The 15,252-nt window shown below is 65.4% G+C and carries 13 protein-coding genes and 1 tRNA gene; 7 read left to right on the top strand and 7 right to left on the bottom strand.

The window, feature by feature from the left end; all coding sequences use genetic code 11:
• Positions 1-11: 11 nt before the first annotated feature.
• From C8J47_RS11855 to C8J47_RS11840, 4 genes are all read left to right on the top strand, one after another.
• Positions 12-1,577: a lysine--tRNA ligase gene (locus C8J47_RS11855; protein ID WP_121885796.1), complete on the top strand. Its 1,566-nt coding sequence runs from the start codon at positions 12-14 to the stop codon at positions 1,575-1,577.
• Between the two features lie 218 nt (positions 1,578-1,795).
• Positions 1,796-2,353, top strand: coding sequence for a 2'-5' RNA ligase family protein (locus C8J47_RS11850; protein WP_121885795.1), 558 nt, complete (start codon positions 1,796-1,798; stop codon positions 2,351-2,353).
• A gap of 91 nt (positions 2,354-2,444) precedes the next feature.
• Entirely contained in the window at positions 2,445-3,449 is a 1,005-nt protein-coding gene (locus C8J47_RS11845) for a histone deacetylase family protein (protein ID WP_121885794.1), read from the top strand.
• 1 nt (position 3,450) lies between these two features.
• Positions 3,451-4,686: an MFS transporter gene (locus tag C8J47_RS11840; RefSeq protein WP_259467503.1), complete on the top strand. Its 1,236-nt coding sequence runs from the start codon at positions 3,451-3,453 to the stop codon at positions 4,684-4,686.
• A 168-nt stretch (positions 4,687-4,854) separates the two neighbouring features.
• Here C8J47_RS11840 and C8J47_RS11835 read toward each other — a convergent pair whose 3' ends face one another.
• The gene (locus C8J47_RS11835; RefSeq protein WP_259467502.1) at positions 4,855-6,120 is read right to left on the bottom strand and encodes a dipeptidase; all 1,266 of its coding nucleotides are present in this window, start codon (positions 6,118-6,120) and stop codon (positions 4,855-4,857) included.
• Between the two features lie 71 nt (positions 6,121-6,191).
• On the opposite strand from C8J47_RS11835, the gene C8J47_RS11830 reads away from it, so the two are divergent.
• Complete coding sequence (locus C8J47_RS11830) at positions 6,192-7,304, top strand: acyltransferase (protein ID WP_259467501.1); 1,113 nt, start codon at positions 6,192-6,194, stop codon at positions 7,302-7,304.
• Between the two features lie 4 nt (positions 7,305-7,308).
• Here C8J47_RS11830 and C8J47_RS19735 read toward each other — a convergent pair whose 3' ends face one another.
• From C8J47_RS19735 to sucC, 4 genes are all read right to left on the bottom strand, one after another.
• A complete protein-coding gene (locus C8J47_RS19735; RefSeq protein WP_121885791.1) occupies positions 7,309-8,070 on the bottom strand; it encodes an energy transducer TonB in 762 nt (253 codons plus the stop codon).
• Positions 8,071-8,505: 435 nt separating this feature from the next.
• Positions 8,506-9,435, bottom strand: coding sequence for an electron transfer flavoprotein subunit alpha/FixB family protein (locus C8J47_RS11820; protein ID WP_121885790.1), 930 nt, complete (start codon positions 9,433-9,435; stop codon positions 8,506-8,508).
• Entirely contained in the window at positions 9,432-10,178 is a 747-nt protein-coding gene (locus C8J47_RS11815) for an electron transfer flavoprotein subunit beta/FixA family protein (RefSeq protein ID WP_056064107.1), read from the bottom strand. Before C8J47_RS11815 ends, C8J47_RS11820 begins: the two co-directional genes overlap by 4 nt.
• A gap of 246 nt (positions 10,179-10,424) precedes the next feature.
• Positions 10,425-11,627: an ADP-forming succinate--CoA ligase subunit beta gene (sucC, locus tag C8J47_RS11810; protein ID WP_056053980.1), complete on the bottom strand. Its 1,203-nt coding sequence runs from the start codon at positions 11,625-11,627 to the stop codon at positions 10,425-10,427.
• 320 nt (positions 11,628-11,947) lie between these two features.
• On the opposite strand from sucC, the gene C8J47_RS11805 reads away from it, so the two are divergent.
• The gene (locus tag C8J47_RS11805; RefSeq protein WP_056053983.1) at positions 11,948-12,277 is read left to right on the top strand and encodes a PilZ domain-containing protein; all 330 of its coding nucleotides are present in this window, start codon (positions 11,948-11,950) and stop codon (positions 12,275-12,277) included.
• 205 nt (positions 12,278-12,482) lie between these two features.
• On the opposite strand, the gene C8J47_RS11800 is transcribed toward C8J47_RS11805, so the two are convergent.
• Positions 12,483-13,154, bottom strand: a complete 672-nt coding sequence (locus C8J47_RS11800; protein WP_121885789.1) for an RlmE family RNA methyltransferase — start codon at positions 13,152-13,154, stop codon at positions 12,483-12,485.
• The gene (locus C8J47_RS11795; RefSeq protein WP_121885788.1) at positions 13,151-14,191 is read right to left on the bottom strand and encodes a Ppx/GppA phosphatase family protein; all 1,041 of its coding nucleotides are present in this window, start codon (positions 14,189-14,191) and stop codon (positions 13,151-13,153) included. The genes C8J47_RS11800 and C8J47_RS11795 overlap by 4 nt, the downstream gene beginning before the upstream one ends.
• Positions 14,192-14,376: 185 nt before the next feature.
• Between C8J47_RS11795 and C8J47_RS11790 the strand changes: the two genes are divergently transcribed.
• Positions 14,377-14,450: transfer RNA gene (locus C8J47_RS11790), tRNA-Gln, on the top strand.
• The last annotated feature ends 802 nt before the right edge of the window (positions 14,451-15,252 follow it).

Raw genomic sequence — 15,252 nt, 5'->3', positions numbered from 1 at the left:
CGCGCTGTATCATGACCGACGAACTCCGCACCGCCGCCCTCGAGTCCAAAGCCTGGCCGTACGAGGAGGCGCGCAAACTCCTCAAGCGGTATCCGAACGGCAAGTCGGGCGACCCGGTGCTGTTCGAGACGGGCTATGGACCGTCGGGCCTGCCGCATATCGGCACGTTCAATGAAGTGTTGCGCACGACGATGGTGCGCAACGCCTTCCACGCGCTGAGCGATACGCCGACGCGGCTGATCGCGTTCTCGGACGACATGGACGGCCTGCGCAAAGTGCCGGACAACGTCCCCAACGGCGACATGCTGCGCGAGCATCTCGGCAAGCCGCTGACGCAGATCCCCGATCCGTTCGGCACGCATTCGAGCTTTGCCGCGCACAACAACGCGATCCTGCGCGAATTCCTCGACCGTTACGGCTTCGACTATGAATTTGCGTCGTCCACCGAATATTACACGTCCGGCCGCTTCGACGAGGCGTTGAAAGGGGTGCTTCGCCACTTCCAGGGTATCCAGGACGTGATGCTGCCGACGCTGCGGGCCGAGCGTCGTGCTACATATTCGCCGGTGCTGCCGATCTCGCCGACCAGCGGCATCGTGCTGCAGGTGCCGATCGAAGTTATTGACGCCGAAGCCGGGCTCATTGCGTTCGAGGATGACGGCCAGCGGATCGAGCAGAGCGTGCTCGGTGGCAAGGCCAAGCTCCAGTGGAAGGTCGACTGGGCGATGCGCTGGGTCGCGCTCGGCGTCGATTACGAGATGGCGGGCAAGGACCTGATCGATTCGGTGACGCAGTCGTCGAAGATCGCGCGCGTGCTCGGCGGCCGCCCGCCCGAGGGCTTCAACTACGAGATGTTCCTCGACGAGAATGGCGAGAAGATCTCGAAGTCCAAGGGCAATGGGCTGAGCCTGGAGCAGTGGCTCACCTATGGCCCCGAGGAATCGCTGGCCTTCTACGCATATCGCGAGCCGAAGAAGGCGAAGTCGCTGCACATGGGCGTCATTCCTCGCGCAGTGGACGAGTATTGGCAGTTCCGCGGCAATTACGCGGGCCAGGACCTGAAGCAGAAGCTCGGCAATCCGGTGCATCACATCCACGACGGCAAGCTGCCGACGGGCGAGCTGCCGGTGACGTTCGGGCTGCTGCTCAACCTCGTCGGCGTGATGGGCGATGCAAGCAAGGAGCAGGTCTGGGGGTATCTGGCCAATTATGTGCCCGATGCGTCGGCGGCCAAGTATCCCGAACTCGACCGGCTGATCGGCTATGCGCTCGCCTACAGCCGCGATTTCGTCGCGCCGACGCTGAAGCGCCGCGCGCCCGAGGGTGTCGAGGTCGCGGCGCTGGAGCGGCTGGACGCAGAACTCGCCGCGTTGCCGACGGAGGCGAGCGCGGAGGATATCCAGAACATCGTCTACGAGATCGGCAAGACCGGCGGGTTCGAGAACCTGCGCGACTGGTTCAAGGCGTTGTACGAGACGTTGCTCGGCTCGGAGCAGGGCCCCCGGATGGGCAGCTTCATCGCGCTGTACGGCGTGGCGAACTCGCGGAAACTGATTGCGGAAGCGTTGGCGCGGTAGAAGGGCGAACTAGCAACGATGCACCACCCCGGCGGAGGCCGGGGCCCAACTGGGGAACGTTGCTAACTCCCCTCCACGCTTCGTTACTGTGACCTTTCCAATTGGGCCCCGGCCTTCGCCGGGGTGGTGCATGAAGCTCATAGATTTCGCGCGCTACCTAGACGAATTTGGTAGAACATATTAGCAACAAGTCCGCCTCCCCCGATTCGGAAACCGGCATGTTTCATCGACCGCTTGCCCTTCATCGCCTGTTCTTCGCGCTCCGCCCGCCACTCCCGTTAGCGCGCCAGATCACCGCCGCAGCGTCGTGGTTCGAGACCGACGGCGACAAGCTGCGCCCCGAGCATCTCCACGTCACGATCGACATCCTCGACGACCAAGACCGCGTGTCGACCGCGCTGGAGCGAGACCTGAAGACGATCGGCGATGCGGTCGAGGCAGCGCCGTTCGCGCTCCAGTTCGACACAGCGGTCGGCAGCGAACGCTCCATCGCGCTACGGCCGCGCCACAAGAACGCATCCTTCGCCGCCTTGTACCAGCGGATCGCCGTAGCGCGTGAGGCGGCGGGGCTACGCGCCCGCGCTGGCTTTCGCTCGAGTGCTCACATGACGCTCGGCTACCGCGACGGCGCGCCGTTCACGCAAGACATCGCGCCGATCGGCTGGACGGCGGATGCGTTCGTACTGGTCCACAGCCATGTCGGCCGAACGCGACACGACGTACTCGGGCGATGGCTGCTGAGCGGCGACGACGATCGGCAACTGGCGCTGTTCTGAGGCCTCGAATTTGCCGGGCGCGCGCGATCCCGTAGGACCCCGGAAGCGATCGGTTGGTTCTTCCCTCGTGACCGCGCACCAAGGAGCAACAATGCGGCTGTTCTTCGACGACGCCCAGCGAACCCATGCGCCCGCGCGCGAACTCCACAACGGCGCGTTCACCGCCTATGCCGAGACTCCCGCGCGCGTCGACGCGATCCTGCACGCGATCGGTCCGGTCGAGACGCCGCAGGATCGTGGTGAAGGACCGATCCTCGCGGTGCACTCGCCCACCTATCTCACCTTCCTGAAAGACGCCGCGCGACTGTGGCGCGAGGCGGGGCGGGAAGGCGATGCGATCCCCTACACCTTCCCGATCCGCGGCCGCCGTCCGCTCGACCTCACCCGGATCGACGCGCTGATCGGCGCGCACAGCTTCGACGCGACCACGCCGATTACGCCCGAGACCTGGGCCGCCTCCTACGGCAGCGCCCAGTCCGCGCTCGCCGCGACTCACGCGGTCCTCGACGGTGACCGCGCCGCGTTCGCGCTGTGCCGGCCGCCCGGCCACCATGCCGGCGCAGACTATTGCGGCGGATACTGCCACCTCAACACCGCCGGGATCGCCGCGCAAGCCGCGCGCGATGCCGGTGTCGCGCGCGTCGCGATCCTCGACATCGACTATCACCACGGCAACGGCACGCAGGACATCTTCTACGCTCGCGGCGACGTGTTCTACGCCTCGGTCCACGCGGATCCCAAGACCGACTACCCCTTCTACTGGGGCCATGCCGACGAGACTGGAGAGGGCGAAGGAGTCGGCACTACGCTAAACCTCCCGCTTCCCCACGGCACGCAGATCGATGCCTTCCGGGCCGCGCAGACGACCGCGCTCGACGCAATCGCCACGTTCGATCCCGGCCTGCTCGTCGTCAGCTTCGGCGCGGACACGTGGGAGGGCGATCCGATCTCGCACTTCAAGTTGACCACGCCAGATTACGCGGTCCTCGCGCGCGATATTGCGGCACGCAACTGGCCTACCGTCATCGTCATGGAAGGGGGATACGCGGTCGATGCGCTAGGCCACAATGTCACGAGCTTCCTCAATGGGTTCTGACGTGCCAATTGCCTTGGGCACGCCCGCCTATCGTCGGCTGACGCTGGCGATGCTGTTTGCAGGGTTCTCGACCTTCTCGCTGCTGTATTCGGTACAGCCCTTGCTGCCGCTGTTCGCTGCACAGTTCGGACTGACCGCGGAGGGCGCGTCGCTCGCGGTGTCGCTCGCGACCGGGCCCTTGGCGATCGGCATATTGTTCGCCGGGTTCGTCTCTGATCGCGTGGGCCGGCGCTCACTGATGATCGTGGCAATGTTTGCAGCCGGTGCGCTGACGCTGGCGGCGGCGGTCGTGCCGGGTTGGAGTGGGTTGCTCGTGCTGCGCTTCTTGACCGGCGTCGCGCTCGCGGGCGTGCCGGCGGTCGCGATGGCCTATGTCGCGGAGGAGGTCGATTCGGGCTCGGTCGGCGCGGCGATGGGGCTGTATATCGCCGGCAGTGCGCTCGGCGGGATGGCGGGGCGACTGGTCGTGAGCGTCGTCGCCGATCTCGAAGGCTGGCGTTGGGCGCTTGCCGCGGTCGGCGTCGCTGGCCTCGCAATGGCGGAGGCATTCCGTCGGCTCGCGCCGCTCTCGCGCAATTTCACGCCAAGCGTCGGACGGTCGGGCGCGCTGCTGCGGAGTGCCGGAGCGCTGTTCACCGATCGCGCGATGCCGCTGCTGTACCTCGAGGCGTTCCTGCTGATGGGCGTGTTCGTCACGATCTATAACTATGCAGGCTTCCGGTTGATGAGCCCGCCCTACGGCCTCAGCCAGGCGGCGGTCGGCGCAGTATTCCTGTTGTATGTTCTCGGGTCCGTCAGTTCGGCAAAGTTCGGGACGCAGGCGGGACAACTCGGGCGGCGGAAGGTCTTCTGGATACCCGTCGTGCTGCTGATCGCCGGCGTCACGCTGACCGCGATGACGCCGCTGGTGCTGGTAATCTCGGGGATCGCGGTCGTTACGATCGGCTTTTTCGGCGCACATTCGATCGCGAGCGCCTGGGTTGGCCGCCGCGCACAGGTTGCAGGCGGCGGCGGCTCGCGCGGGCAGGCGGCGGCGTTCTACCTGTTCTTCTATTACATGGGGTCGAGCGTGCTGGGGTCCGCCGGCGGGTTCGCCTGGACTCACGCCGGTTGGCCGGGAGTGACGGCGTTCTGCCTGCTGCTCGGCGTGGCCGCGCTGGTGATCGGGCTGGTGCTGCGGACGGTGCCGCCGCTGATGGTCGAGCCGCCGGCGCCGCAACGGATGCCGGATCCCTGAAGCGCGGTAAACTGTCCTCGTGTTCGCTCGCAGTACAGCCAGGTAACCGTCATTCCCGCGAAGGCGGGAACCCATATTGGCTGGCTTCAGGAAGGAATCGCAAAGCGCTGAGGATATAGATCCCCGCCAGCGGGGGGATGACGATTGGGTATGTGTCGGGAACCTGCTCTACCGCGACGCCACGTCCGTCGCATCGACCGGCCGCATACCCGCCATGCTCTTCGCGACGACCTCGACCCGCTCCATGACGCGGAGGACGTTGCCGCCGGACAACTTGGCCATGTCGCCATCGCTCCACCCCCGCCGCGCCAGTTCGGCGAACAGCAGCGGATAGCCGTCGACTCCCTTCAGGCCGATTGGTCCGGTCCCCTGGATCCCGTCGAAATCGCCGCCGATCCCGACATGATCGTGACCGGCAATCTTCGCGATATGCTCAACATGATCCGCGACCGTCGCGGCGGTGACCTGCGGCTCCGGATGCGCGGCGTCCCACGCCACCAGAGGCGCAGGCGATTTCGCGCCGTAGACGTTCGCGGGCACGCCGGCCGACTTCGCATAGGCCGAGCGTGCGAGATCCCAGGCGCGCCACTCGCCTGACAGGAACGACGGGTAGAAGTTCACCATCACCACGCCGCCGTTCGCGCCGATCGCGCGCAGCAGGTCGTCGGGGATATTCCGCGGCGCATCCGCGATCGCCCGCGCGCTGGAGTGCGACGCTATCACCGGCGCCTTGGTCGCCGCCAAGGCAGCCGCCATCGTCGCGTCCGAGACGTGGGAGACGTCGACGATCATCCCGATCCGGTTCATCTCCGCGACCACCTGCCGTCCGAAATCGCTGAGCCCGTTGGCACGTGGTGCGTCGGTCGAGCTGTCCGCCCAGTTCAGGCTCTTGCCGTGCGTCAGCGTCATGTACGCCACACCGAGCGCGCGATATTGGCGCAGCACCGACAGCCGCCCATCAATCTGGTGCCCGCCCTCGACGCCGATCAGCGAAGCGATTCGCCCCGCCTTCTCGATCCGACGGATGTCCGCGGCGGTGGTGGCGAGTTCGAACGTCGCCGGGTTGGCCGCGACGAAGCGGTGGACGATGTCGATCTCCTCCAGCGTCATCTCGACCGCGCGCGGCGCATCGGCGGGGATGTAGACCGACCAGAACTGGCCGCCGACATGACCTTCGCGCAGGCGGGGAATGTCGGTTTGCAACGGGTTCGGCAACCGCGCGGTGTCCACTGAAAGATCGACCGCCTCGACCTTCGCGTCGTGCAGCTCGCGGATCTCCCACGCGAGATCGTTATGCCCGTCGATCACCGGGCTGCGCTCCAGCACGCGCGCGACGCGCCGCGCGATCTGCGGGTCCGGCACCGCGGCCGGGCTCGCCTGCGCGGCGATGAGCAGGAAGGCGGCGATCATCTCTTGGTCCCCCGTAACGGCCATTTCATCCTGAAGTAGGTGTTCGCGCGCGACAAGCCGGGTACGCCGCGCCGAACCAGAGCGAAGTGGCGGACTTGAGCACTAGAGCTATCGATATACGCGCCGGAAGCAGTGCCCGGACCAACGACACGCGCCTGTCCACTGCGATCGCGATCGCGCGGCTGATCGGGATCCTGGGGATCGTCTACGTCCACGCCTGGACCGGGCGGACCGCGGAAGAGCTGGCTGCGGTGGCGTTCAGCTGGCAGGCGGTGCTGCGAACGCTGCTCGGCGAAGTGTTCGGACGTAGCGCGGTGCCGTTGCTCGGGATGATTTCGGGCTGGCTGGTCGTCTCGACCGCGACGAGGCAACCGTACGGCGCGTTCCTGCGTGGCAAGGCGCGCACGATCCTGCTGCCGATGGTCTTGTGGAATGCAATCGCGCTGGTGTTGGTCGGGGCGGCGGCGACGTTCGGCGATCTGAAGGCGCCGACGCCGTCGAGTATCGGATGGACGTTGAACGAACTCGTTCCGATGGTGCATGCCGACGATATCAACGTGCAGATGCCGTTCCTGCGCGACCTGTTCGTCTGCATGATAATCGCGCCGGTTCTGGTGCGCGCGTCGAGCGCGTGGCTGGCGGTGGTCGCGCTGATCGTGGTGGTGTGGAGCGTGGCCGGGGTTCACGTTCCGTTGTTGCTGCGACCGCAGATACTGCTCTTCTTTACCGCTGGGATCGCCGCGCGGCGATTTGGCGTGGCGGAGCGGGTGGCGGGGTGGCCTGTCGCCCTATGCGCGCTGCCATTCGTCGTACTGATCGCGCCGCGGCTGTGGACCGCGCTGCTCGGGAACGCGTTCTTCGACGCACATCCGCATCTGATGGCGGCATTCGATATTGTGTTTCGACTGGCCTCCGCGGTGCTGTTCTGGCGGCTGGCCTGGGGCTTGGCGGGGAGCGACGTTGCGGACCGGTTGCGCGGAATCGAGCGCTACGGGTTTCTCGCATTCTGCGATCACCTGGTGCTGCTGTGGCTGTTCGGGCCGGTGATCGGGCTTGCGACCGGCGCGCTGGGGGCGGGGCTGTATCCGGCCTATCTGCTGGTCCAGCCGTTGCTGGTGCTCGGCGCAACGATCGTCCTGGGGCGGATGCTGCTGACGATCTGGCCCGCGGCGGCGCGGGTACTGAGCGGGGGGCGGTTGGGACGCTAGCTCGTCAGGGGCGGCGCGCTGGCGGGTCGAGCTGGTTCACCCATTCCTGGTTGTGGACGACGGTGGAACGGACCGGCCAACCGGTGGCGTCGAGCCAGGGGCGGTAGCGGAAGCGCAGTTCGATGAGGCGGCAGGTGGTCGCATCGAGCACCCCGTTTCCGCTGGAGCGCGTGACCATGCAGTGCGTGACGCTGCCGTCGGTCTCGACCGTGTAGCGCACGCCGACGACCCCGCCCGCGCCGATCACCGCCTCGGCGTTGGGGAAGTCCTTGTTCTTGAAGCGACCTTTCAAAAGACGGGGTGGAGTCTCGTCGCCACCGTCGCCGTCGCCATTTCCCGAGCGCCCGCTGCCGGTACCGTTCCCCTCGCCGCCTGCGCCCGTGCCGGGTCCGGGGACGGGCGCGGCGCCCGTCGTGGCGTCGTTGCCGGGGCCTGGTCTCAGTGTGGCGATAACCGGGGGCGGTGGAACGATCGGGGGGACGATCGGCTTCGGGACGACGAGTTCGGTCGCCTTCGAGCGGAGGTTCGCGGGGGACGCCGCGCCTTCGGGACGGTGGCTTTTCGCGGGGCGGGGGACGATCTTTTCGGGCCGCGGCGGTGGAGGGGATTTCGGGCTAACCGCGAACGTCTTCAGCGCGTCGGGGATAGCGGTAGGAATGCTGACACCGAGCCCGATGATAAGCGCGTAGCCGATGACGGCGCAAAGTAGCGCGGCGCTCGCAGCAGATATCAGGCGGTCGCGCGGGTTCGAGTGGACGCCGTACATGCTGGGTAATTGGGGAGGCGGTCGGTGGGCGGCAACTGCGCGTGAGAGCGCGAAAACGATCTTGGTACTCCGAACGTAATCGGTAGGTATCCCGCTTCAATAGATGCACCTCCCCGGCGCAGGCCGGGGTCCAATTGGAAAGGTCGATGTAACGAAGGACCGTCGGTCGTTACCGCCGTTTCCCAATTGGGCCCCGGCCTGCGCCGGGGAGGTGGTCACTTCGGGTGAAATAGACCTCGGTTTAGAAACAAAACCGGTTCGGCGTCGGCAGACCTGTGCGTTCGGCAGATGCTAGAACGGGCGGCGCGACTTAAGTCACACCGCCCGTTCGTGGCGCGCGCCGCGAGAGTAAATCCCGCGTCGTCGGTCGGCGCTGAAGCGCCGCCGGCCGGGCTTGCTGTTGCGCGAGGCTCCGCCTTGCGCAGCGGCGTTCGCCTACAGCTTCGCCGTCAATTCCGGCACGATCTTGAACAGATCGCCGACCAAGCCGATGTCCGCGACCTGGAAGATCGGCGCGTCCTCGTCCTTGTTGATCGCGATGATGACCTTCGAGTCCTTCATCCCCGCGAGATGCTGGATAGCCCCCGAGATACCGACCGCGACGTAGACTTCCGGGGCGACGATCTTGCCGGTCTGGCCAACCTGATAGTCGTTCGGGGCGTAGCCTGCATCGACCGCGGCGCGCGAGGCACCGACGCCGGCGCCGAGCTTGTCCGCCAGCGGATCGATCATCGCATGGAACTGGTCGCTCGAGGCGAGTGCGCGGCCGCCCGAGACGATGATCTTCGCGCTGGTCAGCTCGGGACGCTCGTTCTTGGCGATCTCCGAGCCGGCGAAGGTCGAAAGACCCTTGTCGCCGGTCGATGCGACCGCTTCGATCTCGCCCGAGCCACCCTCGGTCGCGGCCTTGGCGAATGCCGTGCCGCGCACCGTGATGACCTTCTTCGCGTCGGTCGACTGGACGGTCGCGATCGCGTTGCCTGCGTAGATCGGCCGGGTGAACGTGTCCTCGCTCTCCACCGACAATATGTCGCTGATCTGCATGACGTCGAGCAAGGCTGCGACGCGCGGCGCGATGTTCTTGCCGTGCGTGGTCGACGGCGCGACGAATGCGTCGTGGCTGGTCATCAGCTCGACGATCAGCGGCGCGACGTTCTCGGCGAGCGCATGCGCGAACGCCGCGTCGTCGGCGACGTGCACCTTGCCGACGCCAGCGATCTTGGCGGCTTCGGCTGCGACGCCGTCGACGCCCTGGCCGACGACCAGCAGATGGACTTCGCCAAGCTGCGATGCGGCGGTCACCGCCGACAGCGTGGCATCCTTGACGGCCTGACCGTCATGTTCGACCCAGACGAGCGTCTTCACTTGGCGACTCCCATTTCCTTGAGCTTGCCGACCAGCGCGTCGACATCGGCGACCTTGATCCCGGCCGAGCGCTTGGCGGGCTCGACCACTTTCAGCGTGGTCAGGCGCGGCGTCACGTCGACGCCGAAATCGGCCGGCGTCTTCTGCGCCATCGGCTTCGACTTCGCCTTCATGATGTTCGGCAGCGACGCGTAGCGCGGTTCGTTGAGGCGAAGATCGGTGGTGATGATCGCGGGCAGCTTGAGCGTATCCGTCTCGGCGCCGCCATCGACTTCGCGAGTCACGTTGACCGAACCGTCGGCGATCTCGACCTTCGACGCGAACGTGCCCTGGCCCCAGTTCAGGAGCCCGGCGAGCATCTGCCCGGTCTGGTTGTTGTCGTCGTCGATCGCCTGCTTGCCGAGGATCACGAGGTCAGGCTTTTCTTCCTCGACGATCTTGGCGAGGATCTTGGCGACGCCCAGCGGCTCGACTTTGGTTTCGCTGACGACGAGGATCGCGCGGTCGGCACCCATGGCGAGCGCGGTCCGCAGCGTTTCCTGCGATTTCTGTTCACCGATCGAGACGACGACGATCTCGGTGACGCCCTTGTCCTTGAGGCGGATCGCTTCTTCGACCGCGATCTCGTCGAACGGGTTCATGCTCATCTTGACGTTCGCCAGATCGACGCCCGTTCCGTCCGCCTTCACGCGAGGCTTCACGTTGTAGTCAAGCACGCGCTTGACCGGCACCAGCACCTTCATCGGGGTTCCTTCCAAGGTGGATATAGTTCGTTCGCTGACGGCGTTACCCGGCGGCGTTGGCCGGACAGATGGCGGTTTCGCGTCGTTTTCGCAAGTCCGGTATGGAAACATCACGATGCCGTAGCGTCACGACGAGATGCCGACCGGACCACCTGCCGAACAGTGTCCGACATCAACGAAAAAGGGCCCGGACGTTTCCGTCCGAGCCCCTCTTTTCGCAGAATCAGTATGCGAGGTCGACAGCGGTTACGCCGCGACCTTCTGCACCTCTGCGACGATCTTCTTGGCGGCATCGCCAAGGTCGTTTGCGGGGACGATGGCGAGGCCGGAGTTCGCAAGGATCTCCTTGCCCTTCTCGACATTCGTGCCCTCGAGGCGGACGACGAGCGGCACCGAGAGGTTCACTTCCTTAGCCGCAGCGACGATGCCGTCGGCGATGATGTCGCACTTCATGATGCCGCCGAAGATGTTGACCAGGATGCCCTTCACGTTCGGATCCGCGAGGATGATCTTGAACGCCGCCGTCACCTTCTCCTTGTTGGCGCCACCGCCGACGTCGAGGAAGTTGGCCGGGAACATGCCGTTGAGCTTGATGATGTCCATCGTCGCCATCGCGAGGCCGGCGCCGTTGACCATGCAGCCGATGTCGCCATCGAGCTTGATGTAGGCGAGGTCGTACTTCGAAGCCTCGAGCTCGGCGGGATCTTCCTCGGTCTCGTCGCGCAGTTCGAGCAGGTCCTTGTGGCGGAACAGCGCGTTGCCGTCGAACGCGACCTTCGCGTCGAGCACCATCAGCTTGCCGTCGTTGGTGACCGCGAGCGGGTTGATCTCGATCTGCTCGGCATCGGTGCCCATGAACGCGTCATACAGCTTCGACGCGGTGTTCGCGGCCTGTTTGGCGAGATCGCCCGTGAGCTTCAGCGCAGCAGCGACGGCGCGGCCGTGATGCGGCATGAAGCCGGTCGCCTGGTCGATGTCGATCGACTGGATCTTCTCGGGCGTGTCGTGCGCGACCGCCTCGATGTCCATGCCGCCTTCGGTCGAGACGACCATCATCACCCGACCGGTGGTGCGGTTGAGCGTCAGCGCGAGGTAGAATTCCTTGTCGATGTCGACGCCGTCGGTGACGTACAAGCGGTTGACCTGCTTGCCCGCGTCGCCCGTCTGGATGGTGACGAGCGTGTTGCCGAGCATGTCGGTCGCGGCCGCGCGAACCTCATCCTCGGTCTTGGCGAGGCGGACGCCGCCCTTGGCATCGGGGCCCAATTCGACGAACTTGCCCTTGCCGCGGCCGCCGGCATGGATCTGCGCCTTGACGACATAGAGCGGTCCGGGAAGCTTCTTCGAGGCTTCGACAGCCTCCTCGACGGTCAGTGCCGCGAAACCGGCAGGCACGGGGACGCCGAACTTGGCCAGCAGTTCCTTGGCCTGGTATTCATGGATGTTCATCGGGAAGGCTCCACGCAATTTTTAGGAAACTCGGGAATTGGTTGGCCGTAAAGCACAGGGCGGGCTGCAAATCCACCCTTAAGGCATATGCACTTGCGTCTCGTTCGCAATAGGTGCGAATTGGCTGACCAAGCGCATTGAGTTTTGGGTAGTTTTTGCGTGCCAGCGTTCCCGCGTTAGCTCTAGCTACAGCCCAAGCCTCATGTCGCGTTCCGATCGTGACGTCCTAAGATTGCCGAGAAGTATCGCCAAAACGCAGATATGTTCGGCCTGCGACCACGTTTGCATAAAAGTAACCCTTTTCAGAGCATTATCCTCGCATGACACAGCCTGCGACTCCATTGCCCCACGATCTGACCAGCGAAGAGCTCCGTCAGTCGCTCCGCAAAGCGGTGAAGATGCGGGCGCATTTGCGCGATCGTGGTCAGACACGGTTCGAGATCGAGGTCACCGACCTGTCGCTCTCGGGGTTTCGCGCGGAAACCAGCTTCACGCTCTGGCCGGGAACGGTGGTGTGGCTGACGCTACCGGGACTCGCCGCGCTGGAGGCGGTCGTGGCGTGGCGCGACAAGTTCAAATATGGCTGCGCGTTCGCCAAGCCGCTGCATCCGGCGGTGTTCGATCATATTGTTGCGCTAAGCCAGCGATAGACGGCGTTAGGCGGGGCGACGACCCCGCCGATGCGCAAAGCGCAATCGCCGGCTCGGTCGGTGGGTCGCACCAGCGAACCCATCCGACGACGGCTTTGCCGGCGGCCTTAATAGAGAGAAGCAGGTCGCGCCGTGGCAAAGCCACGTCGTCAGTCGTCGCTGTGCGACGCTGGCCGGGCTTTCGACTTATCCGAAAATAGCTGCGCTATTTCGGGTCTCGGCCTTTAAACCCCTGCGCGACCACGAACCACTCGACCGACCCCTTGCGACTCGCCGGTGGCTTGGCATGCTTCACCGTCTTGAAGTTGCGCTTCATCTCCGCGACCAGCTCCGAATCGGCACCGCCCGCGAACACCTTCGACACGAACGTGCCACCCGGCTCCAACACCTCGCACGCAAAGTGCAGCGCGGTCTCGACCAGGGCCATCGTCCGTAACGCGTCGGTCTGCGGATGCCCGACCGTGTTGGCCGCCATGTCGGACAGCACCAGATCCGGCGCGCCGCCCAAGGCCTCGATCAGCTTGCCCGGTGCCGCATCGTCGAGGAAATCCATCTCGAAGATCGTCACGCCCTCGATCTGATCGACCGGGAGCAGGTCGATCCCGACCACCGTCGCCTTGGGGATCCGCCGCCGAATCACCTGCGCCCAGCCGCCCGGCGCGAGGCCGAGATCGACGACGCGCTTCGACCCGCGGATCAACTCGAATCGCTCGTCGAGCTCGATCAGCTTGTACGCGGCTCGGCTACGATAGCCGTCGGCCTTCGCGCGCTTCACATACGGATCGTTCAACTGGCGCTCGAGCCAGCGCGTCGACTGCGCGGTGCGCTTCCGCGCGGTGAGGACGCGGACGTGCCCGCCGGAACCACCGCGACTCATGCCGCCACTCCCGACTTGCCCGGTTTGGGCGCGCCCATCAGCCGGCGGAGGATGCCCTCGCGAATGCCGCGGTCGGCGATGCCGAGCCGTTCGGCGGGCCACAAATCCATGATCGTCTCCAGAATGGCACAGCCCGCGACCACCAGGTCGGCGCGCTCGTTGCCGATGCACGGCAGCTTGGCGCGCTCCGTGATCGACATGTGGGAAAGGTCGGCGCTGATCTTCCGCATCGCCGAGGCAGGCACGATCAGCCCGTCGACCACCGAGCGGTCGTAATGGCTGAGCCCGAGATGCACGCTGCCAAGCGTCGTCACCGTGCCGCTGGTGCCGAGCAGCCGGGGGCGCGCGACGTGCCGGGGCAGGCGACTGGCGAACCCCGCGAAACTGTCCGCGACCACGCTGCGCATCCGGGCATAGGCGGCACGGCGACCGTCTTCCCCCTCGCCACCACCGGCATGCTCGGTCAGCGACACCACGCCCCACGGCGCCGAATGCCAATCGAGCACGGTCGGGATCGGCGTCGAGGTATCGATCAGCACGAGTTCGGTCGACCCGCCGCCGATATCGAACACGAGCGCGGGATCCTCGCCAGGCTCGATCAGCGCATGGCAGCCGAGCACGGCCAGCCGCGCCTCCTCCTCGGCGGAAATGATGTCGAGATGGATCCCCGTCTCGGCGAGCGCGCGGGCGATGAAGTCGGGGCCGTTAGACGCCTGCCGACACGCCTCGGTCGCGACCGACCGCGCCAGCGTGACGTTGCGGCGCTGCAACTTGTCCGAGCATACCCGCAACGCCGAGATGGTCCGCTCGATCGCCGCATCGCTCAGCTTGCCGGTCGACGCCAGACCTTCGCCCAACCGAACGATTCGCGAGAACGCATCGATCACCGCGAACCCGCCCGCCTGCGGTCGCGCGATCAGCAATCGACAATTGTTGGTGCCGAGATCCAGCGCGGCAAACGCCTGCGCATCGGCCCACCGCCCTCGACCGGGCCGGGTCGCCGCCGGACGGGCAGGAGACCCCTGCCGGAACGGCATTCGGGTGGAAACATCCCCCATCGCCGTAAAACTCGCTATCTATATCTGCCGCCGCAGGAAAATACCCGCCCGGTGCTTGGCATCGAATGTAGCGGGGTGCAGCGATTACGCAAGCGATGTGGCGAATCCCTACGATCTTGGCGTTGACAGCCTGACCTCCCCCGCCTAGATCGCGCCCTCGCTGATGCCCCGTCGTCTAATGGTAAGACTGCGGTTTCTGATACCGCCTATTGAGGTTCGAATCCTCACGGGGCATCCAGCGATCCCTCTGAAATCGTCGTGTGCTACCGGTGCCGATCGTAGATTGCCGTCTGCTGCGCGAGTGGGGAGGGGGCGTTTCGATTGCCCAGTCGCGAATCTCGCTTGCGGCTGGTCGGCGAACAGCTCCGTGCCGTCCACGGCGACACTGCACTCCTGATCGGGGCGGGGGCTCCTTGGCCGATATTTGGGCGGACGATGTCGTATCCGCCGACAGCGAGCGCTGACGATCGGTCAGACATGCTGGGCGCATGCGAAGCATCGGGTGCTTGAATTATCCGCTACGCGTCGAGGCGGGGCATAACGCGTCAGATCGGCCGGCGGATCGCGGCGAGGATCTATCGGACGTGCTTTGGCGCTGGTTACGTTGAACCACTCGCCGCGCGGGCAGGGACGGGCGCTGCTACGCGTTCAGGCTCGCCGCGTGGGCAATTCGCAATCGCAAACGACCATCCGCGAAAATACCGCTGCCGAATCTCAGATCCGGTGGCCGTGTATCACATTCGGTTTGTCACGGGTCCGAAACGACTCGGCGTGGATCCGTGGATCGATCAATGAAGTACGACGAAACCGATCGCGATCGCCCAACAGGCGGACGACATCGACAATAGTACCAAAGCGCCCTTTGCCTTGCGCGCGTCCCAGGTCGAGCTCAAATCCATCATCTCTCTCCAGCGGCGATTAGCGCCGTCTTGGTAAAAATGTTCTATTGTGAGACAAACATCAAGATATTTTTAGTCATAAAACCGTAACGGCGCGCGATTGTTGTCGCGCCTCGGCTGCACCCGAGTTCGGCACGCCCG

It is taken from the genome of Sphingomonas sp. PP-F2F-G114-C0414 (assembly GCF_003688595.1).
Taxonomy (GTDB): Bacteria; Pseudomonadota; Alphaproteobacteria; order Sphingomonadales; family Sphingomonadaceae; genus Sphingomonas.
The sequence above is the reverse complement of the archived record's forward strand: the minus strand, read 5'-3'. Positions and strand labels throughout refer to the sequence as shown.

Excerpts from the sequence above, each read along its gene's own strand:
- C8J47_RS11855 (WP_121885796.1), top strand. The coding sequence starts at position 12 with ATGACCGACGAACTCCGCACCGCCGCCCTCGAGTCCAAAGCCTGGCCG.
- C8J47_RS11850 (WP_121885795.1), top strand. The coding sequence starts at position 1,796 with ATGTTTCATCGACCGCTTGCCCTTCATCGCCTGTTCTTCGCGCTCCGC.
- C8J47_RS11845 (WP_121885794.1), top strand. The coding sequence starts at position 2,445 with ATGCGGCTGTTCTTCGACGACGCCCAGCGAACCCATGCGCCCGCGCGC.
- C8J47_RS11835 (WP_259467502.1), bottom strand. The coding sequence starts at position 6,120 with ATGGCCGTTACGGGGGACCAAGAGATGATCGCCGCCTTCCTGCTCATC.
- C8J47_RS19735 (WP_121885791.1), bottom strand. The coding sequence starts at position 8,070 with ATGTACGGCGTCCACTCGAACCCGCGCGACCGCCTGATATCTGCTGCG.
- C8J47_RS11815 (WP_056064107.1), bottom strand. The coding sequence starts at position 10,178 with ATGAAGGTGCTGGTGCCGGTCAAGCGCGTGCTTGACTACAACGTGAAG.
- sucC (WP_056053980.1), bottom strand. The coding sequence starts at position 11,627 with ATGAACATCCATGAATACCAGGCCAAGGAACTGCTGGCCAAGTTCGGC.
- C8J47_RS11805 (WP_056053983.1), top strand. The coding sequence starts at position 11,948 with ATGACACAGCCTGCGACTCCATTGCCCCACGATCTGACCAGCGAAGAG.
- C8J47_RS11800 (WP_121885789.1), bottom strand. The coding sequence starts at position 13,154 with ATGAGTCGCGGTGGTTCCGGCGGGCACGTCCGCGTCCTCACCGCGCGG.
- C8J47_RS11795 (WP_121885788.1), bottom strand. The coding sequence starts at position 14,191 with ATGCCGTTCCGGCAGGGGTCTCCTGCCCGTCCGGCGGCGACCCGGCCC.